Annotated in this window: 24 protein-coding genes; 11 read left to right on the forward strand and 13 right to left on the reverse strand. The window is 64.1% G+C overall.

All coding sequences use genetic code 11. The features are described 5' to 3' along the window. Nucleotides 1-72: 72 nt before the first annotated feature. The 3 genes from hfq to ACQY4Y_RS15870 form a co-directional block, all read right to left on the reverse strand. Nucleotides 73-363 (reverse strand): RNA chaperone Hfq, encoded by a 291-nt coding sequence (gene hfq, locus ACQY4Y_RS15860; protein WP_428488584.1) that lies wholly within the window; start codon nt 361-363, stop codon nt 73-75. 140 nt (nt 364-503) lie between these two features. Then, complete coding sequence (locus ACQY4Y_RS15865; protein WP_428491569.1) at nt 504-1151, reverse strand: HAD family hydrolase; 648 nt, start codon at nt 1149-1151, stop codon at nt 504-506. Continuing rightward, the gene (locus ACQY4Y_RS15870; RefSeq protein WP_428491570.1) at nt 1151-2539 is read right to left on the reverse strand and encodes a hypothetical protein; all 1389 of its coding nucleotides are present in this window, start codon (nt 2537-2539) and stop codon (nt 1151-1153) included. The genes ACQY4Y_RS15865 and ACQY4Y_RS15870 overlap by 1 nt, the downstream gene beginning before the upstream one ends. Before the next feature lie 260 nt (nt 2540-2799). On the opposite strand from ACQY4Y_RS15870, the gene lipA reads away from it, so the two are divergent. The 3 genes from lipA (at nt 2800) to ACQY4Y_RS15885 (ending at nt 5484) form a co-directional block, all read left to right on the forward strand. Further along, the gene (gene lipA, locus ACQY4Y_RS15875) at nt 2800-3846 is read left to right on the forward strand and encodes a lipoyl synthase (RefSeq protein ID WP_428491571.1); all 1047 of its coding nucleotides are present in this window, start codon (nt 2800-2802) and stop codon (nt 3844-3846) included. Nucleotides 3847-3859: 13 nt separating this feature from the next. After that, on the forward strand, nt 3860-4345 hold the full coding sequence (locus ACQY4Y_RS15880) for a type II toxin-antitoxin system RatA family toxin (RefSeq protein WP_428491572.1): 486 nt from the start codon (nt 3860-3862) through the stop codon (nt 4343-4345). A 62-nt stretch (nt 4346-4407) separates the two neighbouring features. Beyond that, nucleotides 4408-5484 (forward strand): threonine aldolase family protein, encoded by a 1077-nt coding sequence (locus ACQY4Y_RS15885; protein ID WP_428491573.1) that lies wholly within the window; start codon nt 4408-4410, stop codon nt 5482-5484. 13 nt (nt 5485-5497) lie between these two features. On the opposite strand, the gene ACQY4Y_RS15890 is transcribed toward ACQY4Y_RS15885, so the two are convergent. After that, nucleotides 5498-6343, reverse strand: a complete 846-nt coding sequence (locus ACQY4Y_RS15890; protein WP_428491574.1) for a formate/nitrite transporter family protein — start codon at nt 6341-6343, stop codon at nt 5498-5500. 207 nt (nt 6344-6550) lie between these two features. Here ACQY4Y_RS15890 and ACQY4Y_RS15895 point away from each other — a divergent pair, with 207 nt between their 5' ends. Continuing rightward, entirely contained in the window at nt 6551-7621 is a 1071-nt protein-coding gene (locus ACQY4Y_RS15895) for a hypothetical protein (protein WP_428491575.1), read from the forward strand. 41 nt (nt 7622-7662) lie between these two features. Then, nucleotides 7663-8187: a UGSC family (seleno)protein gene (locus tag ACQY4Y_RS15900; RefSeq protein WP_428491576.1), complete on the forward strand. Its 525-nt coding sequence runs from the start codon at nt 7663-7665 to the stop codon at nt 8185-8187. Between the two features lie 59 nt (nt 8188-8246). Here the strand turns inward: ACQY4Y_RS15900 and ACQY4Y_RS15905 are convergent, their stop codons facing one another. The 4 genes from ACQY4Y_RS15905 to ACQY4Y_RS15920 all read right to left on the reverse strand — a co-directional run bounded on the left by ACQY4Y_RS15905 (nt 8247) and on the right by ACQY4Y_RS15920 (nt 12562). After that, complete coding sequence (locus tag ACQY4Y_RS15905; protein ID WP_428491577.1) at nt 8247-8861, reverse strand: ankyrin repeat domain-containing protein; 615 nt, start codon at nt 8859-8861, stop codon at nt 8247-8249. Nucleotides 8862-9011: 150 nt separating this feature from the next. Further along, nucleotides 9012-9482 (reverse strand): TspO/MBR family protein, encoded by a 471-nt coding sequence (locus ACQY4Y_RS15910; protein WP_428491578.1) that lies wholly within the window; start codon nt 9480-9482, stop codon nt 9012-9014. A 328-nt stretch (nt 9483-9810) separates the two neighbouring features. Continuing rightward, nucleotides 9811-11370, reverse strand: a complete 1560-nt coding sequence (locus ACQY4Y_RS15915) for a M81 family metallopeptidase (RefSeq protein WP_428491579.1) — start codon at nt 11368-11370, stop codon at nt 9811-9813. A 58-nt stretch (nt 11371-11428) separates the two neighbouring features. Beyond that, nucleotides 11429-12562: a threonine synthase gene (locus tag ACQY4Y_RS15920; RefSeq protein ID WP_428491580.1), complete on the reverse strand. Its 1134-nt coding sequence runs from the start codon at nt 12560-12562 to the stop codon at nt 11429-11431. 91 nt (nt 12563-12653) lie between these two features. Between ACQY4Y_RS15920 and ACQY4Y_RS15925 the strand changes: the two genes are divergently transcribed. Continuing rightward, nucleotides 12654-13763, forward strand: coding sequence for a M20/M25/M40 family metallo-hydrolase (locus ACQY4Y_RS15925; RefSeq protein ID WP_428491581.1), 1110 nt, complete (start codon nt 12654-12656; stop codon nt 13761-13763). Nucleotides 13764-14020: 257 nt separating this feature from the next. Then, on the forward strand, nt 14021-14962 hold the full coding sequence (locus ACQY4Y_RS15930; protein WP_428491582.1) for a LysR family transcriptional regulator: 942 nt from the start codon (nt 14021-14023) through the stop codon (nt 14960-14962). A 9-nt stretch (nt 14963-14971) separates the two neighbouring features. On the opposite strand, the gene ACQY4Y_RS15935 is transcribed toward ACQY4Y_RS15930, so the two are convergent. After that, on the reverse strand, nt 14972-15322 hold the full coding sequence (locus tag ACQY4Y_RS15935) for a hypothetical protein (protein ID WP_428491583.1): 351 nt from the start codon (nt 15320-15322) through the stop codon (nt 14972-14974). A 26-nt stretch (nt 15323-15348) separates the two neighbouring features. Further along, nucleotides 15349-16353, reverse strand: coding sequence for an alpha/beta hydrolase (locus ACQY4Y_RS15940; protein ID WP_428491584.1), 1005 nt, complete (start codon nt 16351-16353; stop codon nt 15349-15351). 166 nt (nt 16354-16519) lie between these two features. Between ACQY4Y_RS15940 and ACQY4Y_RS15945 the strand changes: the two genes are divergently transcribed. Beyond that, nucleotides 16520-17290, forward strand: coding sequence for a pentapeptide repeat-containing protein (locus ACQY4Y_RS15945; RefSeq protein ID WP_428491585.1), 771 nt, complete (start codon nt 16520-16522; stop codon nt 17288-17290). 57 nt (nt 17291-17347) lie between these two features. Here the strand turns inward: ACQY4Y_RS15945 and ACQY4Y_RS15950 are convergent, their stop codons facing one another. From ACQY4Y_RS15950 to ACQY4Y_RS15960, 3 genes are all read right to left on the reverse strand, one after another. Then, on the reverse strand, nt 17348-18490 hold the full coding sequence (locus tag ACQY4Y_RS15950; protein WP_428491586.1) for a hypothetical protein: 1143 nt from the start codon (nt 18488-18490) through the stop codon (nt 17348-17350). Nucleotides 18491-18558: 68 nt separating this feature from the next. Next, complete coding sequence (locus tag ACQY4Y_RS15955; protein WP_428491587.1) at nt 18559-19725, reverse strand: acetyl-CoA acetyltransferase; 1167 nt, start codon at nt 19723-19725, stop codon at nt 18559-18561. Continuing rightward, nucleotides 19725-20108 (reverse strand): Zn-ribbon domain-containing OB-fold protein, encoded by a 384-nt coding sequence (locus ACQY4Y_RS15960; protein ID WP_428491588.1) that lies wholly within the window; start codon nt 20106-20108, stop codon nt 19725-19727. The genes ACQY4Y_RS15955 and ACQY4Y_RS15960 overlap by 1 nt, the downstream gene beginning before the upstream one ends. Nucleotides 20109-20330: 222 nt before the next feature. Between ACQY4Y_RS15960 and ACQY4Y_RS15965 the strand changes: the two genes are divergently transcribed. From ACQY4Y_RS15965 to ACQY4Y_RS15975, 3 genes are all read left to right on the forward strand, one after another. Beyond that, a complete protein-coding gene (locus ACQY4Y_RS15965) occupies nt 20331-20891 on the forward strand; it encodes a YqgE/AlgH family protein (protein WP_428491589.1) in 561 nt (186 codons plus the stop codon). Nucleotides 20892-21067: 176 nt separating this feature from the next. Further along, entirely contained in the window at nt 21068-21316 is a 249-nt protein-coding gene (locus ACQY4Y_RS15970) for an acyl carrier protein (RefSeq protein WP_428491590.1), read from the forward strand. A 5-nt stretch (nt 21317-21321) separates the two neighbouring features. Further along, on the forward strand, nt 21322-22731 hold the full coding sequence (locus ACQY4Y_RS15975) for an MBOAT family O-acyltransferase (protein ID WP_428491591.1): 1410 nt from the start codon (nt 21322-21324) through the stop codon (nt 22729-22731). The last annotated feature ends 2 nt before the right edge of the window (nt 22732-22733 follow it).

Below are 22733 nucleotides of genomic sequence, written 5' to 3' on the forward strand. Positions count from 1 at the left end.
TATCAGCGCCTGGTGGACCCGCCATGTCCGGGTACCCCGGATTGATCGATCGGGATTTCACTGGGCGGATGATCAGTCGTTCCCGGTCACGCCGCTGAGTTCCCGAGCAGGCGCCGCGGCGCCTTCCACCTTGGTAGCATCGAACAACTGAATCGGCGCGCCCGGCATGACGGTGCTGATGGCGTGCTTGTACACCAGTTGGGTATGCCCATCCCGGCGCAGCAGAACGGAAAAATTGTCAAACCAGGTGATGATCCCCTGGAGTTTGACACCGTTCACAAGGAAAACCGTTACCGGCGTTTTACTTTTCCGCACGTGGTTCAGGAACACGTCCTGAACATTCTGCGATTTTTCGTTGGCCACGGCCACAATCCTTCTTTTTCTAGATGTCAGTTCTGTGTGCGAGTTCTGGATGCGAATTCTAGCGCAAGTTCACTTGAACCGAGTTCCGGGGGTTCGTGGCATGGCCCACCGAGTTCGGCTACTTTAACAGCACACCCTCCTCACGCAAGGTCACGTAATCGTGCGCGAAGGTCATGAGCGGATGTGAAATGGATATGCGGGGCGGCGCGTTCAACGCCCCCATTGTGATCCGCATTGCCGATAAGCACGGCCGTCACACCGGCGGCGCGCGCCGCCTGCATATCCAGCGCCGTGTCGCCCATGTACCAAACTGAGGCGTCGCTGGCGCGGCGCAAATGCGACAAGGCAAGCTGGATCGGCGCCGGGTCGGGCTTGTCGGCGGCGGCGTCGCCGGCACCCACCACGGCGCCGAAAAACCCATCCCACCCCAGATGGGTGACTTCCCGCCGCAGGAAGGCCCCGGCCTTGTTGGAAATGATGCCTTGCGGCCAGCCGACTCCCGCCTCCAGCACCTCTGGCACTCCGGGCATCGGGCTGACATTATTCAGGTGTTGCTGCCTCAGGGTTTCGTAGAAGATGTCGCGAGCCTGCTCCCATCGGTCGCCAAACATCACCGGGAAACTGTCCCGCAACGAGACGCGGACCCGATTTCGGGTTTCGTCCACGCTCCAAAGCTCGCGGCTGAACGCGGCGAATGCCGCGTTCAGCGCGGCGGTGATGCCGGCCCACCCGTCAACCAGGGTGTTGTCCCAATCATACAGCAGCACAGACGGTCGACGATCCCACATCAGGGCTGCACGCTGATCGGCACCGTCATGGACTGTTCGCGCCGATCGTCATTGTCGGCTGGGGACATTGGGTCGTCGGGGTTCAACCCGTTGGGGGCCCCGACGCCTTCGTTCGAAACGCCGCCGGTCAAGACGCCGGACCCCGGGTCGCCACCGGTCGACATGTCTGGGGCCGGATCATCGAACTTGGACGCCGGGCGCTGCAGGCGCGCCAGCACGCAGGCGTTGGCGCAAACCCGCAGCCAGCCGTCGAACGACAGGTCGTGGGCATTTTTCTCCGGGGCAAAGCGGTCGATGTAGCCTTTCAGCAGGCCGGGCATGACCACCTCCACCATCCCCGCCGGTCGGTCACGTTCGGCCTGCACCACCCATAGCAGGGTCGCTTCGCCATAGCGGTTCAGCGCCATGTGCAACGGCAGAATTTCCTCTTCGGAAACCGCTGACCCAAATTGATAGACGAAGATTTTGTCCGCGGCTTCGAGTTCCTCGATGAACTTGCGGCGCAGAAACCGCAGCCGGGCCGATTCCTGTTCGCGCATCAGCCAGACGCTGCGCTGCCCCTCATAGACGAAACTATGATACACTAGGCCAAACTTTCTTTCGTGGATCATGTACTCCTTGCGGGATTCCCCCTCCAGTCGCGGATCGATATCGTCGATCTCGCCCAGGCCGGCGAAGCCGCTATCGATGCCGCGAATAAGGTTGCGCATGAACGTGCTGGAGAATCGCAGCAAACCCAGCGGTTCGGCGTCGCAGCGGCGCTGGAACAGGCCAAACTCGCAGTTCTCGCCAAGTGATTCGAACGCCAGTGCGATTTGCGGAAGGGTGAGCCCGGTACGGCTCGTTGCCCATTGCGCCAGTTCGCCGCCGGTATGCACGCCAAAATTCGACGCTTGCGACGCACCCAGCATCAACCCGGTCGGCAGACGCCCGTGCCGAGCGGCGGTTGTATACGCGATCCTAAGCAGCTTCGCTCCGGACACGGCGAATGCCAACGACCGATCGTCGGCGATATCGAAAAAATCTTGCGGGCAGGCCGCATCCGGGTGTTGCAACGTGACCACCATCCGGTCGGCCCGACGGGTAAGGCTGGCCGGAATACGGTAGCCCAGCAGGGTCGGGCGGCTAATCTCGCTCGACCCGACGACGTTGTCATCGACCGAGACGATCAGCCGCTGACCGGGCAATTCGGGCGCGTGAACGAACGGAACAACATCGAGCATCAGCACATACTCGTCCGCCTCGGCGAGCCGGGGAAACACCAGATGGCTTTCCGCGCCGACGCACCAGGTGAAGGTATCCTCGGCCCGCGCCCAGCCGCCACCGAGATAGGCCAGACTATTGCCGGTTGCCGCGAAGCTGATCGTCAGGTCACATTCGACTGCCATCTGATGCCTCGTGTTTCCGATCCCTAAAACGCCAATGTCCAACGTCTGCGCGCCGGTTCCAAAGGATTGACTACTATTTGATGAAAGCCCCATTTGACAAGCGCCGCGAACGGCTAAAAAATCGATACAATTGGCGCACTCTCCACAAAACGATAAGGATCCCGCGACATAAGACGTCGTCTCGCTGTCGCGGGGATTGGCCGGATCACACCGCGGCACTGCTTGACGGGTCGCCGGCCGCCGTCCACATCTGCGTTGCCATGTCAACAACCCGCCTTGTCATCGATCATCGTACCCAGGTTCCGCTCAGGCATCCTGAAAAGGCGCACCGGCCGGACAACCCGATTCAGCGCAAGCCGGCATGGATCAGGGTCAAGGCGCCGACCCACCCGATCTACCACCAGACCAAGGCGCTGATCCGCGACAACCGTCTGGTGACGGTGTGCGAAGAGGCTGCCTGTCCCAACATCGGCGAGTGCTGGTCGCAGCGTCACGCCACGATGATGATCATGGGAGACACCTGCACCCGCGCCTGCGGCTTCTGCAACGTTCGCACCGGTCAACCGCTGCCGCTCGTCGCCGATGAACCCGCCCGCGTCGCCGACGCTGTCGCCAAGCTGGGTCTGCGGCACGTGGTGATCACCTCGGTGGACCGGGATGACCTGCCGGACGGCGGCGCGGCGCATTTCGCGGCGGTTATCGGGGCCATCCGCCAGGCCGCCGTCGGCACCACGATCGAGGTGTTGACGCCGGACTTCCTGCGCAAGCCAGGCGGGGCGGAAATCATTGCCGCCGCCCGTCCCGACGTTTTCAACCACAACCTCGAAACGGTACCGCGGCTCTACCCGTCGGTGCGGCCGGGCGCCCGCTATTACCAATCGCTGCGGCTGCTGGATCGGATGAAGCAGATCGATGCATCGATCTTTACCAAGTCCGGACTGATGGTGGGCTTGGGCGAGGCAAAAGCCGAGATCATGCAGGTTATGGACGACCTACGCATCGCCGAGGTCGATTTCCTGACCATCGGCCAATACCTGCAGCCGTCGGTCAAGCACGCCGCGGTGGACCGCTTCGTCACCCCGGACGATTTCGCCGACTACGCCTCGATCGCGCGGGCCAAGGGGTTCCTGTTGGTTTCCGCCACCCCACTGACCCGTAGTTCCTATCATGCCGATGCCGATTTCGCTTCGCTGCGGGCGGTTCGGGAAGAAAAACTACGGGCAGCTCGGGAAGCGAAAGTGCCGACAACGCGAGAGCAGAGCGCGCCGATACCTCGCGACGAGCAACCGGCTCAAAGCGCCATTTGATGCCCGGTATCTGATGCCAACGCACGCGGAGCGGCGGATCCTCCCCTATAGCCAAGAACAACTGTTCGATCTGGTCGCCGACGTCGGTTCCTATCCGCAGTTCCTGCCCTGGTGCGTGGGCTCCCGGGTGCGCAGTCGTACGGACACCGTTCTGGTGTCCGACCTGACGATCGGGTTCGGGCCGTTCCGGGAGACCTTCACCAGCCGCGTGACGCTCGATCGGCCCAAGCGGGTCATGGTGAGATACGAAAACGGTCCGTTCAGGTATCTCAACAACCAATGGGACTTCGCGCCACACGAAGGCGGCACCGAGGTCGCGTTCTTCGTCGATTTCGAATTTCGCAGCCGGATCCTGCAGGCCGCCATCGGTGTCGTTTTCAACGAGGCGGTGCGTCGCATGGTGAACGCTTTTCGCAAGCGCGCCCGCGACGTCTATGGACCCCCGGTGTCTACTGAAGTGGCTCTGCGTGGCCAGCCTCCCGGCACGCCAGTCTCGTAGCCGGTCGCTGGCACAATCGGCCCATCCAACGACAGACCCATCTCACATAAGAGGATAGCCGCATGGTTTATGCGCCCGTTCAGCCGGACCAATCTCTGCCGCCGATGCGGATCAACCTTTTCTCCGATACCCAGACCCGCCCCTCCGCCGCCATGAAGGACGCGATGATGCGCGCCGAACTCGGTGACGAGCAGAACGGCGATGATCCCACGGTGAACGCGCTGTGCGATCGGATGGCGGCGCTGCTGGGCAAGCCGGCGGCAATGTTCCTGCCCTCCGGTACCATGTGCAACCAGATTTCCATCCTAGTGCACTGCCGTCCGGGTGATGAGATCCTGGCCCACCAGGACGCCCATATCGTCGCCAACGAGGGCGGTGGCCCCGGGGCCCTGGCCGGGGCCGTGGTTCTCGGTCTGCAAGGCGCCCGCGGCATGTTCGAAGCTGCGACGCTAACGGCCGCGCTGCGGGAAAAACGCCGGCACGCGCCGACGCAGACCCTGGTCGCGGTGGAGCAAACGTCGAACGCCGGCGGCGGTTCGGTCTGGCCTTTGGCTTTGCTGACCGAGGTGTTGTGCCTGGCCCATGACGAAGGCATGCAAACCCACATGGATGGCGCCCGGCTGATGAACGCGGCGGTCGCCGCCGGCGTGCCGGCCAGCGAAATGGCGCGGCACTGCGATTCCGTGTGGCTGGATTTCACCAAGGGAATGGGCGCGCCGCTAGGGGCCACGCTGTGCGGGTCCGAAGCATTCATCGACCAGGCATGGCGCTGGAAACAGCGGCTCGGCGGGTCGTTGCGGCAGGCCGGTCTATGCGCGGCGGCCTGCCTCTACGCGCTCGACCACAACATCGATCGATTGGCCGAGGATCATGCCAACGCCCGCGACCTCGCAAGCGGCCTGGCGCGTGTGCCAGGGCTAGCAGTGGAGCAACCGGAAACCAATCTGGTGTTCTTCGACAGCAGCGCCACCGGCCTGACCGCCGAGACCCTGGCGCGGCTGGCGCGGCGCCAGGGCGTATCGGTCTCCACGGTTGGCGCCTATCGGCTGCGGGCCTGCACCCACCTCGACGTCGACGCCGCGGGGGTGACTCTCGCCACTGCGGTCATTGCCCAGGCGGTGAGATCGCCCAAGGCATGAAACCGGCGGCGCATCATGCACCCCCGTTCCGATCCCTCAATTCGCCGGCCAGCGGCGCGTGGTTCAGTAGCGCCGCGAGGATCGTGCCGCCCGCGACATTGCCAAGGAAGGTCGGCACCAGGAAGCCGAACAAGTAATCATCGACGCTGGCGTGTCCCGCCAATACACCGAACGCCGCTTCGACCGATCCGGCGATGATGTGCGGAAACTGGCAGATCGCGATGACGTAGGTCAGCAGAATGATGATCGGTGCCCGGCTGGCGTTGGCGGCCGGCAGCAGCCAAACCATCAAGCCGATCAGCCAGCCGGCCAACCCACCGGTTATCATCGTATGCCAGAACGGCCCCTTCATCGTGATGGCCGACAACTGCTCCATCGCCTGCATTGTCGGGGCGGGAAAAATGCTCCGTTGGGCAGCGATCGCGGCAAAGATCCAGGTGGCCGCGATGTTGGCGATCAGCACGATGACCCAGACCCGCAGGGTCAGCAGGACGGTGCCGAGGTTGCGTCGTGTCAGCGTCGGGATCACCGCGGTTAGCGTGGTCTCGGTGAAAAGTTGCTGGCGACCCAGGATGACGATCAGGAACCCGATCGAGTAGCCGAAGCCGGAAACCAGCGGCCGCCATGATGTGTCGGGCAGGCGCGCCTGCAGCGTCGCCTGAGCCAGGAACGAAAACCCGATCGACAGGCCGGCGGCGATACCTGACCAGGCCAGGCCGCTGAACGAACGCTCGAGTTCCTCCTCGCCCTGGTCGCGGACGATTTCGTGGATGACCAGCGCGCCGATCGGTGCTCCGGCGGCGGCCTGGCGCTGCTCCTTTCGATCTAGATGTGGTGATTCTTCTCCGGCCTCGGCCATGCCTGCTTCCCACTGATATGCGCGAGCGTAACGCTCCGAGCGATGCAAGGATCCTGACGCGGTCTCGGTTTGCGCCGGCCGGTCCGCCGCCACCGGTGACAACGGCGGCGGATCATGCTTGGTTAGTCGCTCAGCCCCGGCCCGTTGCGTCGCTGTTTCGGCCACACGCCGGCTGCCGGGCGCCTGAGAAGCGAACGGATCATCCACGTGCAACTGGCATCCAGACTCCATCGAGCCGACGACATCGCGGCGGTTCAGGAGCTGTATCACGCCAACGGCTGGACAGACGGACTGCCGATCGTGCCACCGACCCAGGCGTCGGTCGAAGCCTGTCTGGAATGGGCCATGATTCCGCCCGACCAGCTTCTCGGCATCGAACCGGTGCGGGCGCAGCCGGTGACCGCCGAGAAACTGGCGATCAACGCGGTGATGGCCGGCTGCCTGCCGATGCATTTTCCCATCGTGGTGACCGCCGTCACCGCCATGCTGGATGCGAAGTTCCTGCTGCACGGCGCCACCGCCAGCACCGGCGGCTGCGCGGTTTTTGTCGTCCTCAATGGCCCGATCCGCCACGAGATCGGTGCATCGGGCGGCTTCAACGCGCTGGGCAACTCCGATCGCGCAACCGCGGTGATCGGCCGCGCGCTGAGGCTGGCCTTGATCAATATCCTCGATGTCAGGCCCGGCGGCATCGATCGGTCCACCCTGGGCCATCCGGGCAAGTTCAGCTATTGCGTCGCCGAGGATGAGGACGATAGCCCGTGGCAGTCGGTCGCCAGCCAGCGCGGAATGCCGCCCGGCGCCTCTGCCGTAACGGTGATGGCCGCCGGCGCACCGCGTCAGATCATGAACGAATGGACCACTCAGCCCAAGGAGATCCTCGAAACCTTCGCCGCCGAGATGCGCGCCAATCTACGACACTACTCGCTGCATCCCGGCAACTACGCGCTGGTCATCCCAACGCAGTTGCGCGACCATCTGCAGACCGCAGGCTGGAGCAAGACCGATGTCGCCGCGTTCATCCACCAGCGCGCGCGAATCCCCCGGCGCGAATGGGCCGACGTCGGCAAGGCGGCGGTTGTGCGCGACCGCGGCGACACGATCTATCCGGCTTTGCCCTCATCCGACCATCTGCTGGTCGTCGCCGCCGGCGGCCCGGCCGGGGGGTTCGGCGCGGTGATCCCGCCCTGGCTTGGACATAAAAGCCGCGCGGTGACGATGCCGGTCGGGGTGTGTGTTGACTGCGAGCCCCCGAACGGCCGAGCCGACCCCGAGTAAATCCGCCTGAGTGGATCTGCAACGCCGAGGAGAACGCTTGCATGGTTTTCAAGGTTCTTGATCCGACCAATGAAGCGGCGCCACCGCTTGGGCAGTTGGCGGCACGGCCGACTTCGCTGCGCGGCAAGACCGTTGGCTTCATCTCCAACGGCAAGGAGGGGACGAAGGGCTTCTTCGCCCACCTGGATCGGATGTTGCGGCAAGAGTTAGGCGTGGACGACGTGGTCAGCTGCGTCAAGTCGAACTACAGCGCGCCGGCGGATGGCTATATCGTCGGAGAGATCGCCAACTGGGATGCCATCGTCACCGGCATCGGCGACTGAGGCAGTTGCTCGTCGTGCAGTCTGCATGACTCCATAGTTGCTGAGCGTATGGGCGTTCCCGCGGTGGCGGTGATGACCACGAGGTTCGTCAGCGCCGCCGAATTGATGAGCCGGGTGCTGGGTATGCCGGGCTTCGCGTTCGCGGTGATCGACCATCCGGTCAGCAGCGCCAGCGACCAGGCCCTTGCTGCGATGGCACAGGCTACGATCGAACAGGCCCGCGGTTTGCTGTCGCTGCGATAGGCCGCGCTGAGCGGACCGCCCATTGTGCAACGGGGCGTTCCGTCCGTCGCGATCACCCGCTAATTCGATGCGGAGCGCGAGCCGAAGCCAAGGAAACCGGCGCTTGGGACTGGCGTGCCGCCGTCATTGGCGAACAGCTTTGGTGTCGCCACCGGTTTGGCCGGGATAATTCCCCCCGTCTGAACCAGCTTAACCGGCACCTTCTTGCCCGGGCTGGCCTTGGCGGTGTTGTCCGACAAATTTGCCGGCTGGGCGCCGAGCCCGACCGCCCGTGAACCGCGGCTGGAGTCCTCGCCGCGCATCGACAACAAAAGGAATGAGATATCGTTGCGGCCGAGATCGACCGATAGCTCCATCGGCGTCATGCCCAAAACATTGACGCCATTCAGGTCGGCGCCGCGATTCAATGCGTCTCGTGCTGAAGCGATATCGCCGCGATTGATCGCGTCGAACAGCGCGTCGGTCGGCTGCATGTCGCCGGCGGGCCTGGTGGCCGGCGCGGCGGGCTCTTTCGCCCTGGACCCCGGCATTGCCTCCGGCGCCGGCTCGGGCGGCTTCTGTGGACGATTGGGAAGTTGTCCGGCGTGACCGGTGGTGCCGACCGGTCCGGAACCGAGCTGTGCCCATGCCGCGGAAGGCCTTATCACGCCCAGGGTGAGTCCCAGAGCCAGCATGGAAATCCGTGGGCACCGGCAAGCAGTCCTGGCAAATCGGTTCATGGCCCAGACCTTCCTGGCATCAGCCGTGTTCTCAGCGCGAGTCGGTGGCTTCCATAGCAGCGATCGGTCGATTGCGTCGACAGTTGGTGAGACCGCCCCTCTACATCAGCCGCGGTTCAGCACCAGGAAACCCGCGTTGAGATAGGCAGCGTAGAGGCACCATGCACCATAGGGGATCATCAGGATCGTGGCGGGTCGGTGAATCCGCCGGAATGACCGGATCGTCAGTGCAATTAGAAGCAGCAGAAGGATCATCACGCCCATCGCCATGGCGGGGCTGTGGAGGCCAAAAAACGTCGGTGCCCAGATCGCGTTGGCCGCAAGCTGCCAGCCCCAAAGTCGCAGCGGCGGTGCGGCGCCGATTCGCCTCCATACCAGCCAGCCGGCAACGCCAATCATCACATAGAGCGCCCCCCAGACCGGCGCGAACAACCAATTCGGCGGCGTCCCCGCGGGCGCGTGCAGCGTCAGGTACCAGTGCTGGACCGCCCGCGCGGTCATCGATCCGCCGACCAGCCCAACCAGCAGGCACAACCCAACAAAGCCCACTAACGCAAGCGTCGGCGAGACCGGCATGGATGAGCCCGGATACGAACCCCAGTCGTTTGGACCAGATTGCTGGAAGACACGTTTCCTTTCGTGATCCGATAGAGCTTTAAGTTATGTGATCACATTGGGTAGCTTCACGGAAATCCGCAAGTTTCAACTGGGCTGATCCGGGTTGTTCGGGGCCGATGTTATCGCCACGGCAAGATCGCGGCGTCGCCCGATCGCTGCTGCCCGCCAGCATCGCAACGCCTGATCAGCGAGGAAGTGGGCTGCGGGTCGCGGACCGCGCCTACTCACGACAGTTGCGGCGACATCAGCTGCCCTCTTGCCGCGACCGCGACAGTTTCTATCACAATTATTTGTGCGCTGGAATATGGCGCCTCCCGGCGGGCAGCGCCCAATCGGCGGTGTCGTCGATCGGCAGAACCGGGCGCGGCATATGCCGCCAGGCAAAACGCGACAGGATCGGGCTGGTAAGGCCCGGTGCATCGACCTCGATAACCTGGTCGTGGCGGAAGAACTCGTCGAAGCCGCCGCGAAAATGGCCGCGCGATTTGACCACCACGACACGGGCCGCGGCGATGTCGAGGCCGAAGCATTCGAAAAAGATCGGGTCGGCGCATTGGTAGCGGTGGGTCAGCACTATGACGGTGATCCCGGCGAGCGTCAGCGCGGCTGCCTGGCCGATGTCGAGTGTGTTGTTGGCGTAGATCCCGCGCCGGCCGCGGATTGATTGGTCGCGCAGCGCGGTGACTATGGCCGGCGCAGCGAAGGGCTGCGAAAACATATCCCCGCCGTCGCGGTTGAAGCGCGCCTGGAACGCGGCGCCAATGCCCTGCTCGTGCGCTTCGGCAGCCAGCGCGGGGTCGTGGATGACGCCGATCAAGGCGTCTTCCACGCCAGCTGCATGGAACGACCGCAGGATCGCCATGGTATTGCCGCGGCCGCCACCGCCTGGGTTGTCGGCGACATCGGCGAAAATCAGCGGCGTCTCGGTGGTCTTGGCCAGCCGAACGGCGTCGTCGAGGCTGGTCAGGGCAGGGCGGAACCGGTCGCGACGATCCCAGCCGGCCTGGGCGATTTCGCCGGCGAGGGCGTCAGCCGCGGCCTGATCAGTGGCAGTCACCACCACAGTCAGGCCGTTGAACGGAGTGTCGGCATAGGCAAACCCGCCCATCACCGAAACATTCAACACTCGTCCGGCGTAAGGCGGCTCCGCCATGCGCCGTTGGCCGATGTCGATCAGTTCGCCGTATGGCCGTTGAGCTGCGTCCTTGCCGGTGAGCTGGGTCACCGTCGGCGGCACGATCGGCAGGCGGATATGGGCCAGAAAGCTTCTTGTCCCGGACATCAGGCGACGCAGCAGCACCGCCGCCTCGGCGCCGCGCTCGCGCATATCGAGATGCGGGTTGGTGCGATAACCGACGAAACCGTTCAGCAGCCCGACATCGGCATCGGAGACGTTGGCATGCAGATCGAAGGTGGCAACCACGGGAGTGTCTGGGCCGACGATGCGGCGGACCAAATCCAGCAGACTTCCTTCCGGGTCGTGGTCTTCGGTGGTGAGACCGGCGCCGTGCAGCACGATGTAGACGCCGTCGAGACCGCCTGCCTCGGTCAGATCGGCTTCCCAGCGCCGCATCAGTCCATCAAAAAATGTCTGGTCGACCGGGCCGTTCGGTTCGGCCATCGCCAGCAGGCTGGGCAGCGGCTGCCACCCGCCCGACTGGTCCATGGCGGCAAGGAAGCCGGGCAGTTCGCCCAGCATCCGCGGGGCAGGGGAGCGAGCTTCGGCGATCAGTTCCGCGCCGCCGATCAGCGTGCGGGTGCGAAAATCGGCTTCGGTCGCGACAGGGGCGAAGCGGTTGCACTCAATGGAGAAGCCGAGCAGGGCGATGCGGGGCGGCTCTCTCACGCTGTATACGCCCAGGTGATGGCGCCGGTTTTCCACCAGTCCGACAGGCCGGCCGCGATCACAGGGCGATCCCCATCAATTCAGCGATCCGAGGCGTCGCCTTCAGCCCGGTGCCGGTCAGCACCAGCACGGTGGTTTGCTCCGCCGTGATGGTGCCGGTACTCAGTAATTTGGCGAACGCCACTGCAACCTGGGCGCATGTGGGTTCGACATAGATCCCGGTGCGCGCCAGATCGAGCGTGGCCTGGGCGATGTCCGCCTCGGTGAGCGCCACGGCACCGCCGCGAGTTTCGCGCAGCGCGCCGAGCACCTCGCGCAGGCGAATTGGTCTGGCGATTGCGGTGCCTTCCGCCATGGTGGGGGTGATCTCGGTCGCCACCGGCTCATCCGAACCGGCCAGGAAGGCGGCAGCGATCGGGGCACAGTTCGCCGGCTGTGCCGCGAAGATGCGCGGCAGGAACTCAATCTGGCCGGCCCGCAGCAGCTCGGAGAAGCCGATTTCGCAACCCAGGACGTTGGAACCGGCGCCGCATGGCACGATGACGTTGTCGGGGGCGCGGAAACCAAGATCCTCCCACAGTTCGTACGCCAGGGTCTTGGTGCCCTGCAGGAAGAACGGGTGCCAGTTGTGGCTGGCATAGAAGATCTCCGCCGAACGGGCGAGGGCGGCGTCGGCGGTGTCCTGGCGGCTGCCGGGAACCAGTTCCACAGTTGCGCCGTGAGCCCGCATCTGCAGCGTCTTGGCCGCGCTCGTCGATTCCGGAGTAAGGATCGTTGCCGCCATCCCGCCGGCCGCCGCATAGGCCGCGATCGCGGCGCCGCCGTTGCCGGAGCTGTCCTCCAGGACGTGATCGACGCCTTGCGTCCGCAGCAGCGACAGCATGACGCTGGCGCCGCGATCCTTGAAGCTACAGGTCGGATTGAACCACTCGCATTTCAGGTGCACCTGAACACCGGCGACGCTGCCGGGGATCAGCGGGGTCGCGCCCTCGCCCAGAGTGATCGGGTTGTCCGACTGCAGCGGGAAAGCCGCTCGATAGCGCCACAGGCTGCGCGTGGCCGGGTCGATCTGTTCACGCGTCAGGCCGGGCAGCGGTGTGAGCAGCAGGGGCGCGCGCTCCTCGCCGCACCAGCGCGGCTGGTCGAGCGGGAAGGTCGCGCCGGAGCGCGGATCGATGTAATCGGGGATCATAGCCGGAGTTTGGTCGGAACCGCGCCGACTCTCAAGCCAGCGAGACGGCCAGGGTGTTGTGGTCTGGCCGGATGCGGCATTATCCAGGGCCATGATCGATCCGACGATTCTGATCACCGAGTTGACCCGCGACCTGGTGGCGCTGGACAGCCGCAGCTCGGTCTCCAACCTTGCCGTCGCCGAGCGGCTGGAGTCGGAACTGCGTGGGTTCGAGGTCGAACGCATCGACTATACGGATCGCGCGGGTGTCACCAAGCGGGTGATCGTTGCGCATCGCGGCGGTGGCGGAGGGATCGCGTTCTCCGGCCACATGGACACGGTGCCGGACACCGGGTGGCAGGACGATCCGTGGTCGGCGCGGGTCAACGGCGATGGCATGCTGTACGGACTGGGCAGCACCGACATGAAGGGGCCGGTGGCGGCCGCGCTGATCGCGGCGCGCGGACTGGTGGCAACGCTGCCGGTGACCCTGTTGCTGACCACCGATGAGGAAACCACCAAACAGGGCGCGAGGGCGATCGTCGAGCGGTCGGAACTGGCGCGCTCGGTTCGGCCGAGAGGCATACTGGTGGTGGAACCGACCACAATGCGCCCGGTGCGCGGTCATCGCAGCCACATTGCGTTCAGCTGCGTGTCATTAGGGGTGCAGGCCCACAGTTCGATGGGCAAGGGACGCAATGCGAACTGGGCGCTTATACCATTCCTGGCCGAGATGAAATCAGTCCACGAGAAGCTGTTGACCGACCGGTCCCTGCAGGACGACGCCTATGACCCGCCGTTCAGTGACTTCAATCTGGTGATCGACAATCACGGCACGGCGGTCAATGTCACGGTGCCGGTGGCGACGGCGCGGATCAAGTTTCGCTACTCGGCGAGGATCGACCCGACGTCGGTCCGGGCGGCGGTGCACGACGCGGCTGCTCGCCATGGCGTGACGGTGACCGAGGCGGAGGAGGGGTGTCCGCCCGAGCTGGCGGCGGACCATCCCTTCGTGGCGCAATGCATCGAGGTCAGCGGTCAGTCTGCCACCACCGCTCCGTTCGGCACCGATGCCTCGATCCTGCAGGCGATTGCCCCCTGCGTGGTGATGGGACCCGGCGATATCGCTGTCGCCCACAAGCCCGGCGAGGCGGTTCGCATTGCTCAACTGGCAGCGGCGGTGCCGGTATTCCAGGCGCTGGCCGCGCGGCTGTCGGGTTGAGCAACCGGAGGCCGGTGCAATGCCCGGCGCTGAGGCGGGTAGGCGGCGGCCTGTGTACGAACAACCGAACGCAAGGGCTGCCGATGGCGAGACCCACCCTAGCGGGTGCCTGTACCGGAAATTGCAACTCTCTTCATTATGAACTGCGTGCCTAAGTGACATGTGTTGGACGCTTGCCATGCACCCGTTGAAGAACCGGCCCGATGGGCCCTTGTAATCACCGTGAAAAAGCGAAAGCGACCGATGCTAGGCGCCCGATGGACCTGATCAACGGTCTGCACACGTTCCTTCGTGTGGTTGAAACCGGGTCGTTCTCCGCCGTAGCGCGCGAGACCAATGCCAGCCAGTCAGCGGTCACCCGTCAGGTAGCCCAACTCGAGGAGCATTTCGGGGTTCGGCTGCTGCATCGCACGACCCGCAAGCTTAGCCTCACCGACGAGGGTCAGGACCTGGTCGTAAGGGCGCGGCACCTGCTGGAGGAAGCCGAGGATCTCGAAGACACGTTCGGCAAGGATGGCGGTGCTCCCACCGGCCTAGTCCGGGTCGGCGTCCCGGTGGGCGCTGCGCTGTTGCTGGTTCCGGACTTTGCCGCGCTGCTGGACAAGCACCCCGGCCTGGCGGTCGAACTCGTGGTCAGCGAAGTCTCCGATGACCTGGTGGCGGAGCGGCTGGATGTGGCGCTGCGGTTCGGTCAGTCGGCGGATACCTCGCTGGTGTCGCGGGCGTTGGCGACGGTCGGGTCCACGGCGGTGGCGGCGCCGGCCTATCTGGAACGCCACGGCGCGCCGGAGCATCCTTCGGACCTCCTGGATCATGCCTGCATCATCCAGGATACCGGGCCGGACAGCACGCACTGGGCGTTTTCCGGCCCCGACGGCGCGGTCGAGGTCGAGGTCACGGGTTCATTCAGATCAAACAACAGCCTGGTCGTGCGCCAGGCGGCACTGGCCGGCCACGGCATCGCGCTGCTGAGTGATCCGCTGACCTTCAGCGAAGTCCGTGCCGGACGATTGTATCGTCTGTTACCAAACTACGTGGCGCGGCGCCGGCCATCGTTCGTGGTCTATCCGTCCCGCCGGCACCTTGCGCAGCGCACGCGGCTGGTAATTGATTTCCTGATCGAGGAGTTCCGGGAACTGGACTCCCGGATGCGCGACCGGCGGGAGTGGGGGGACAACGACGCCACCTGGCTGGCGTGAGTTTATTTGTTATTCGATCGGGACAAATATTGAATGCCGCATCGTCCCCCCGATCGACTTTGACAGGTGACCCTTGCCGCTTATGTCCTCGACCAGAATGACCTCGCCGGCACCGATCTCGCGGGCCTCGCCGTCGCTGGCGGTGATCTTCACGCCGCCGTCCAGGTTGATGATGTACTGACGGCGCGGCGCCGGGTGCCAGCTAAGATCGTAATCGCCGGCGGTTTCACGGAAGATGATGCCATTGGCCGGCAGGCGGGCCGATAGCCTGCTGCTGTTGCGATCCTCGACCCATTGAACCTCAATGTCGCGCCAGTGAGTTTCACCGGTCCCGTCGACGTATATGTTGTGGATGCGCATTGTTCTTCTCCGCTTTTGATCGAGATCTACGCCGGGGCGGTCTTCGGCATGGTGAGGAACTCATGCATCACATGCCAGAGATCGGCCCGTGTCAGGCTCATGCCGACGGCGTGTGCCGCGCCCGGAATGACCGCGTATTGCTTGTCCGGTGTCGGCAGCTTGGTGAAAAAGTCGAGCAGGTCTTCCTCGGTGGAAATACCGTCATACTGGCCTCGAACCATCAGCACCGGGGACTGCACCTTGGTGGGATCGACCAGCGGTAAGTTGGCGGTCATGTCCAGATATGTGCCGGTAGGGACGCTATCGCCGTTCGGCATCTCGGCCTTGGCGATGGCCAGCGGCACACGTGGGTCAGAAGTGCCGGGCTTGTCGCGGGTGAAGATGCTCTTGATCATATTCTCGCCGCGCGGGCGGCGGTTGTGGGTGCGGTAGAATTCGGTCTGCTCGCCCCGCTTGGACAGCGTCGGCGACCCTTTGCCGGTATAGGTGAACGCCTCCAGCACCAGGCGATCCACCCTGCCAGGTTCCGCCACCGCGAACGCCGCGGCTCGGATTGCGCCACTGCTTTCGCCCATGAAATGGAATTTAGACTGTCCGGTCTCGTGTTCGACAACGGGGGTCGCGGCCCGCAAATCAGCGACGCCCGATGCGATGTCGGAGTTGCCGGAGGTCACGCTCGATTTGCCGTAACCCTCGAAATCCATCGTCCAGACGTCGAAACCATAACGCGCGAAGACATTCATCAACGAGTATTCGCCAGCCCCAGGGACCGTCAGGTCGAAACTGGGCAACGCCGAGATCGAAGATCCGTGCACCAGAAACAGCACCGGCAGTTTCGCCTCGTTCGGCCCTGGGGCATGTAGTCGCTTGCGATACATCGCCAACGTGACGTCGCCCTTCCTGGCCTGGTAGCGCGCGGTCCAGAATAACTCGCCGGCAACGGCGGGCACCGCGACCGCGGCCGCTGAGAGTGAAGCGCTGAGGAGAACGCCGCGTCTGGAGGTGGTGGTTGTCTGGTTTTTCCCCGCCATGGTTAGCCTTCTTTGTTTTGCTCGGCGATATTGAGGACCGATTTGCATGCTGCGTCCAGGGAGCGAACGGCCGTGCACAGCGATTCCGCGTCGCGGACCGCAGCGTACGGTTGACGACGTAATGCCGTCGATGCACCTGACCCGGGCAATAAAGGGGGGATTGTCCATGCCCATCAGTCGCCGCACGATCGCGCTGCCGCTGGCCATGTTGCTAGGCATGGGACCCGCGCTCGCGGATAAGCATCTTGGGGCCGATCAGGTGCGTGCCGCCGTAGCTGCGGCACACGGGGGGAGGGTCGATCTGTCCGGCAAGGACATGTCAGGCGATGACCTGAGCGAACTTGACCTGAGCGGCGCAAACCTTACCGGAGCCGACCTGTCGCGCGCCAACCTGCATGGCGTGAAACTGGTGGACAGCGACCTCACGGGCGCCCGTCTGGTCAACGCCGACCTGACTTTCGCCTGGTTCATCCGGGCCAATTTCACCCACGCCGATCTGCACGGTGCAACGCTGCAGACCGTGGTCACCTCCCGCGGGATGGAAAACACCAAGGACCAGGCAGCCAAGTTCGTCGGGGCCGACCTTTCCGATACGCATACGACGGTTCACTTCAGCTTGTATGACATGCGCGGCGCCAATTTTTCCCACGCCGACATGACCGTGGTGATGGCAAACCAGTCGATGGGCCTGTTGCGCACCGAGTTCAACGGCTGCGATCTGGATGGCGCCAATTTCGCCGCTGCCGGCTTGGGTCACGTGGCGTTCCACTTCGCTCGGCTGCACGGCGCGAATTTCCGCGGCGCTGACCTCACCAAGGCGGAGTTTATCGGCGCCTATCTCGACAATGCTGATTTCACCGGAGCAAAAACCGACGGTGCCGATTTCGAGTCGGCCACCTTGACCGGCGTGAAAGGGCTGAAGATCGCGCCGCCGTGAAGGGTGGCAGGCGCTGACGGACAAGAAGCCGTCATTGGCCTGCCCGCAGCGCAATCGTCACAAACCAAGTTTCTCCGATGCCATCTCGGTACCCTGCACTCGCGACGCGATCTTCTGGAAGGCGATGTCTCGAGCGACGTCGGGTGATCCGTGCTTCGGCTTCACGTCGATGCTGAACGGCGAGAAGCCGCAATCGTCGGTCGAACCGAGACGCTCCTTGGCGATGTATTTCGACGCCGTGATCAGATCCTCGCACACCTCCTCCGGTGTTTCGACGCGTGGATTCTGTGGATTTATCACACCTATGAAACAAACCTGGCCGACACCGTTGGCATCCTCCCGGCTGTGCTGTCCGCACAGTTTATAGACCCGTTCCTTGTCCTTCTCGCTGGACAGTTGCATCAGGAAATATCCAGCATTCATCTTGAACATGCTGGGCAGCAGTTCGGCGTAGTCGACGTCGGCACTGTGCGTTGCATCGCAGTCGCCACCCGGGCAAGTGTGAATCCCGATATTCTTCCGCTCCTCGGGCGAAAAGCGATCGAGCACGCGATTGTTCAAGGCGATGAATTGCGACAGCATCCCGCGGCCGGTCCAGGGGTTCGCGGGATCGTTGCGGCAGGCAAGGCGACCCTCGGTGAAGTCGATCGACACCCGCTTGGCCCCGGCGGCGAACGCGCCGCGGATGTCCTGCTCGCATTGTTCGACCAGGTCGGACAGAAAGGCATCCCGCGTATAACCCGGGACCTCGCCATCGAGCGGATATAGCAATGCCAGCATCGAAGGCGCGATGACCGCCTGCTTCAGCGGCTTGGTCGCCATTTTCATGGCTTTTTCGACGTAGTAGGACGAAAACGTTCTGTAGTTGAATGGGCCGCCGGTCAAACGCGGCAGTTGCCGATGATGTCCATCGGAAAAGATCGCGAAATACTGCCCGTCACCTGCTAGATTGGCAGCCAAACCGGTTCCGGCAAGCGTATCGGCAAGCGGATAGGTCGCAAAACTCGATACACGCTGTTCGCCGTCGGATATGATTGGTGCGCCCGTCGCTTCGCCCCGCCTGATCGAATCCAGGCAGGCCGCATCCTGTTCGCGTTCCAGTTCCGGGTGGGTGATCTTGCCGGCGTCATAATCAGCCAGCGCATGTTGCAATGCGATCGGCCGCGGCAGCGAGCCGACCGGTTCGGTTGGAATCGGCATGTCATTCGCCTCCCAGTTTGATCCGCATTGATCGCGGTTCTTGGTTATCCCGTATCAGGGCCGCCCACTTAAACCGTCGTCGGACCACCCAGTATCGTTGTTGCTTGTGCCGACAACACGCCGCCATTGCCGTGCACCAGCGCTAGTTCAGCCCCCGCGACCTGGCGCGGCCCACATTCGCCGCGCAACTGCCGCACCGCCTCGATCAGCAGGAACAGCCCATACATGCCGGGATGGCAGTACGACAACCCACCTCCATTGGTGTTGACCGCCAGCGACCCGTTCGGCGCGATGCGGCCACCCTCGACGAAGCCGCCGCCTTCGCCCTTGGCGCAGAAGCCCAGATCCTCCAGGAACAGGATGGTGTTGATGGTGAACGCGTCGTACAGCGCCACGACGTTGATGTCGGACGCCCGGACGCCGGCTGCCCGGTAAGCCCGCGCCCCGGATTCGATCGCGCCGGTATGGGTCAGCATCGGCATCGAGGTGATCGACGCGTGGGTGATCGACTGCCCGCTGCCCAGCACATAGACCGGCGCGCGTTTGCCGGCGCGGGCTCGGTCGGACCGAACCAGTACGATCGCCCCGCCGCCGTCGGTGACCAGGCAGATGTCACGCACGGTGAACGGGTCGCTGATTGGGCGGGCATTCAGCACGTCGGCGATGGTCAGCGGCTTTTTTTCCCATGCCACCGGATTCAGCAGTGCCCACGCCCTGGCGGCCACTGCGACCGCCGCCATCTGCTCTCGGGTGGTGCCGTATTCGTGCATGTGCCGGCTGGCCGCCATGGCGTAGGCGGAAGCCGGCAGGAACGGCTTGTATGGGGTCTCGTACGGATTGAACTCCCGAGCGCTGGAGGCACGCCGGCCCACGGTGCGCTGCGTGCTGCCATAGGCGACCACCGCGACCGAACATAATCCAGCCTCCAGCGCGGCATGGGCATGGGCGACATGGACCTCGAACGACGATCCGCCGACGATCGTGCTGTCGGTGTAGGCATTCGGCAGACCCAGGTATTCCGCCAGCGACATTGCCGAGGTTCGAGCCTGGGTCGTCGCGCAGAACAGCCCATCCACCGCCGCCAGGGTCAGTCCGGCGTCATCCAGCGCGCGGTGGATGCCCTGCGCCATCAGGTCGATCGGGCTCATTAGCGCGGCAACCGCGCCCAGATCGGATTCGGCGGCCCCGACGATCGCGACGCTGCCGCGAGTTGGGGTTGTGTGCGCGGCGGTCATCAGACGCCCTGCGCCGGCGTGAACACCGGGTAGGGGTCTTCGTCGCCGCCTGGGGTGTGGACGCGGAATTTTACTCGCATGCCAATCTTCACCGCGGACGGTTCGATGTCCTCCACCCTGGTCATCATGCGGAAGCCTTCATCCACATCCACCAGGCACACATTATAGTTGGCACCCTGTTGCGGATGGACGACGGTGGTCGCGTGAACCGTGCCGAGCCCGCTGCTGACCCGCCATTCCAGATCTGCCGCGCCGGTTTTCGGGGCAATGACGCGAGGATAGAATACCGTCTGACCCGCCGACGGACTAAATTGGTAGCCCAATTCGCCGCGCTTCAGATGGGCGATGTAGGTCGCCAGTGGCGATTCGGCTGCATTCGGCATGGCGTTGCTTCCCCGGCGTTTGAACTTCAGGCTAGCAACCCAAGCGACCGTGGACAAACCTACCGGAGCTGCCTGCACAGGACTCTTGCACCAGGCTGGGGTTGAGACCAAATTCGGCGAATGGCGACGACCCGTTCCAAAACCGATGCTCCCGGCCCCGTTGCCTCCAGGACGGATGCCCCCAAGCCTGAATCGTTCAGGCGCGCCGCTACCGATGCGCCGTTGCCCGAGGGTTTTCTGACCGGCCAGTTGCTGATCGCCATGCCAGCCATGGCGGATCCGCGGTTTCAGCAAAGCGTGATCTACGTCTGCGCTCATACCCCGGAAGGCGCCATGGGGCTGGTATTGAACCGCCCGGTGGTCAAACCGACGTTCGACGACTTGCTGAAGCAACTCAGCGTTGAACCACTGCCGCCGGTCCGTCAGATCAAGCTGTGCGCCGGTGGCCCGGTCGAAAACGCCCGCGGCTTCGTCCTGCACACCAGCGATTGGACCGGGGAGGGAAGCCTGAAGGTCGGAAGCAGCATGGCCCTCACCGCCAGCCTGGACGTGTTGAAGGTTATCGCCGAAGGCGGCGGCCCGCGGGAGTGCCTGCTGGCGCTGGGATACGCCGGCTGGGGACCGGGCCAGCTCGACGAGGAAATCCAACAGAATGCCTGGTTGTCGGTGCAGCCGGATGAGACGCTGCTGTTCGATGCCCAGCATGACACGAAATGGCGGCGCGCCTTCGCCAAGTTGCGGGTTGACCCGCTGTTGCTGTCCGATACAGCCGGCCACGCCTAGTATCCGCTCGCAAAGACGCCGAGAGGCCGAGCGTCAACCATTCGGCGCATGAGGCGTAGTTTCAGACAAACGCGATGCATCACGTCTCTGATGCGCTAAATTCGGCGTTGACGCGTTAAGTTTCCGCTAAGATTTCCTCGGTACAACCCCCTGCGACATATGCCGAGGAATTGGTCGTGGCCGCAGCGTTACCCGAAATCACCGCCATCCTGCGCGAAGTGTTGCGGGACAATAGCTGTGAAGTCGCCGCGACCACCCGCTTCGAGGATCTGCCCGGCTGGGACTCGATGGATCTGGTCGCCGTCGTGGTCGAGGCTGAATGCCGGTTCAATGTCCAGTTCGAGCTTGTCGAGATCGATCGGCTGACCACCGTTGGTGATCTGCTGCGTATGATCACGGCCAAGCAGGCGCATTTCGCGGCCTGACCGCGGTGACGTTCAGCAGTTTTCCATTCCTGTTCGGCTTTCTGCCACTGGTGCTGTGCGGCTTCGCATTGGCTGCGCGCTGCGGGGAAGCATGGGCGAAAGCCTGGCTGATCGCCGCGTCGCTGTTGTTCTACGGCCTCGGCGCCCCGGCGTTCCTACCGCTGCTTGTGCTATCGGTCGGCGGCAATTTCGCCTTGCTGCACGCGATGCACCAATCAGCCCGGCCCGGCCGCTGGGCAATGCTCGGCGTCGCGCTGAACCTGGCGGTTCTGGGTTGGTTCAAATATCTTGACCCGATGCCCGCGCTCGGGCTGAGTTTCTTCACTTTCAGCCAGATCGGCTGCCTGCTGTATCACGCCGGCGGCGACACCGATCCGCCGAAGGCACGCGATTATGCCCTGTTCGCGGCGTTCTTCCCGGCCCTGCTGGCTGGTCCGATCCTCAATCCGGGAGAGCTGTTGCCGCAATTCGCCCGCCGCGGCGGCTGGCGGCTGACCGCCGATAACCTGACGGTCGGCAGCGGTTTTTTCCTTGTAGGTCTACTGAAAAAGACCGTTTTGGCGGATCCGCTTTCCGGCGTGGTCGGGCAGGGCTTCGCCGATCCCGCCGCTCTGACGGCGTTTCCGGCCTGGCAGGCCGCGATGGCCTACTCGTTGCAGCTCTACTTTGATTTCTCCGGCTACACCGACATGGCGATCGGGCTGGCGTGGATGTTCGGCCTGCGGTTCCCGGATAATTTCGACCGGCCGTATCGGGCCGCCTCCGTGATCGAATATTGGCAGCGCTGGCACATGTCGCTTACCCGGTTCCTCATGAGCAACGTGCATGCGCCGCTGACCATGGCGGTGCTGCGCTGGCGCAAGCGGCACCACCGGCCGATCGGTCAGGCTGCGCAGGCGAGTTGGGCCGGGTTCTCCACGATGATCGCCGGGCCAATCCTGGTGACCATGGTGCTGATCTCGCTGTGGCACGGCGCGAGTTTGCCGTTCCTGCTGTTCGGGCTGCTGCACACCACCTTCCTGCTGGTCAATCATCTCTGGCGGATAAAGCGCGGTCCGGCTTTGCCGACCCTCGCGAGCGTCGCGTTGACCTATCTCTGCGTGCTGGTCGGATCGGTGCTGTTCCGCGCCACGAGTGTCGAAGCCGCGGCATCGATGCTGGCTGGAATGGCCGGCTTGCACGGAGTGGGCGCGATCCACCCGGATATCCGTTTGGCCACCGACGTCGCCTGGCTATTGGCGCTCTATGCCATCGTCTGGCTGGCCCCGACCACGCGGCAATGGATGCTTGGCGATCGACGCCTGTGGCTCGCGTGGCGGCCATCGCCGCAGTGGGCGATGGTGCTAGGATGCGCAACCACGCTGGGTGTGCTGGCAGCCGGGGGAACTGGCGAATTCCTCTATTTCCGGTTCTGACC

The sequence above is a fragment of the Rhodopila sp. genome (assembly GCF_965277165.1).
Lineage (GTDB): Bacteria > Pseudomonadota > Alphaproteobacteria > Acetobacterales > Acetobacteraceae > Rhodopila.

Excerpts from the sequence above, each read along its gene's own strand:
- ACQY4Y_RS15905 (WP_428491577.1), bottom strand. The coding sequence starts at position 8,861 with ATGCTGGCTCTGGGACTCACCCTGGGCGTGATAAGGCCTTCCGCGGCA.
- ACQY4Y_RS15870 (WP_428491570.1), bottom strand. The coding sequence starts at position 2,539 with ATGGCAGTCGAATGTGACCTGACGATCAGCTTCGCGGCAACCGGCAAT.
- ACQY4Y_RS15945 (WP_428491585.1), top strand. The coding sequence starts at position 16,520 with ATGCCCATCAGTCGCCGCACGATCGCGCTGCCGCTGGCCATGTTGCTA.
- ACQY4Y_RS15885 (WP_428491573.1), top strand. The coding sequence starts at position 4,408 with ATGGTTTATGCGCCCGTTCAGCCGGACCAATCTCTGCCGCCGATGCGG.
- ACQY4Y_RS15940 (WP_428491584.1), bottom strand. The coding sequence starts at position 16,353 with ATGGCGGGGAAAAACCAGACAACCACCACCTCCAGACGCGGCGTTCTC.
- ACQY4Y_RS15955 (WP_428491587.1), bottom strand. The coding sequence starts at position 19,725 with ATGACCGCCGCGCACACAACCCCAACTCGCGGCAGCGTCGCGATCGTC.
- ACQY4Y_RS15950 (WP_428491586.1), bottom strand. The coding sequence starts at position 18,490 with ATGCCGATTCCAACCGAACCGGTCGGCTCGCTGCCGCGGCCGATCGCA.
- ACQY4Y_RS15930 (WP_428491582.1), top strand. The coding sequence starts at position 14,021 with ATGGACCTGATCAACGGTCTGCACACGTTCCTTCGTGTGGTTGAAACC.
- ACQY4Y_RS15865 (WP_428491569.1), bottom strand. The coding sequence starts at position 1,151 with ATGTGGGATCGTCGACCGTCTGTGCTGCTGTATGATTGGGACAACACC.
- ACQY4Y_RS15920 (WP_428491580.1), bottom strand. The coding sequence starts at position 12,562 with ATGATCCCCGATTACATCGATCCGCGCTCCGGCGCGACCTTCCCGCTC.
- ACQY4Y_RS15890 (WP_428491574.1), bottom strand. The coding sequence starts at position 6,343 with ATGGCCGAGGCCGGAGAAGAATCACCACATCTAGATCGAAAGGAGCAG.
- ACQY4Y_RS15925 (WP_428491581.1), top strand. The coding sequence starts at position 12,654 with ATGATCGATCCGACGATTCTGATCACCGAGTTGACCCGCGACCTGGTG.
- ACQY4Y_RS15960 (WP_428491588.1), bottom strand. The coding sequence starts at position 20,108 with ATGCCGAATGCAGCCGAATCGCCACTGGCGACCTACATCGCCCATCTG.
- ACQY4Y_RS15935 (WP_428491583.1), bottom strand. The coding sequence starts at position 15,322 with ATGCGCATCCACAACATATACGTCGACGGGACCGGTGAAACTCACTGG.
- ACQY4Y_RS15910 (WP_428491578.1), bottom strand. The coding sequence starts at position 9,482 with ATGCCGGTCTCGCCGACGCTTGCGTTAGTGGGCTTTGTTGGGTTGTGC.
- lipA (WP_428491571.1), top strand. The coding sequence starts at position 2,800 with ATGTCAACAACCCGCCTTGTCATCGATCATCGTACCCAGGTTCCGCTC.
- ACQY4Y_RS15880 (WP_428491572.1), top strand. The coding sequence starts at position 3,860 with ATGCCAACGCACGCGGAGCGGCGGATCCTCCCCTATAGCCAAGAACAA.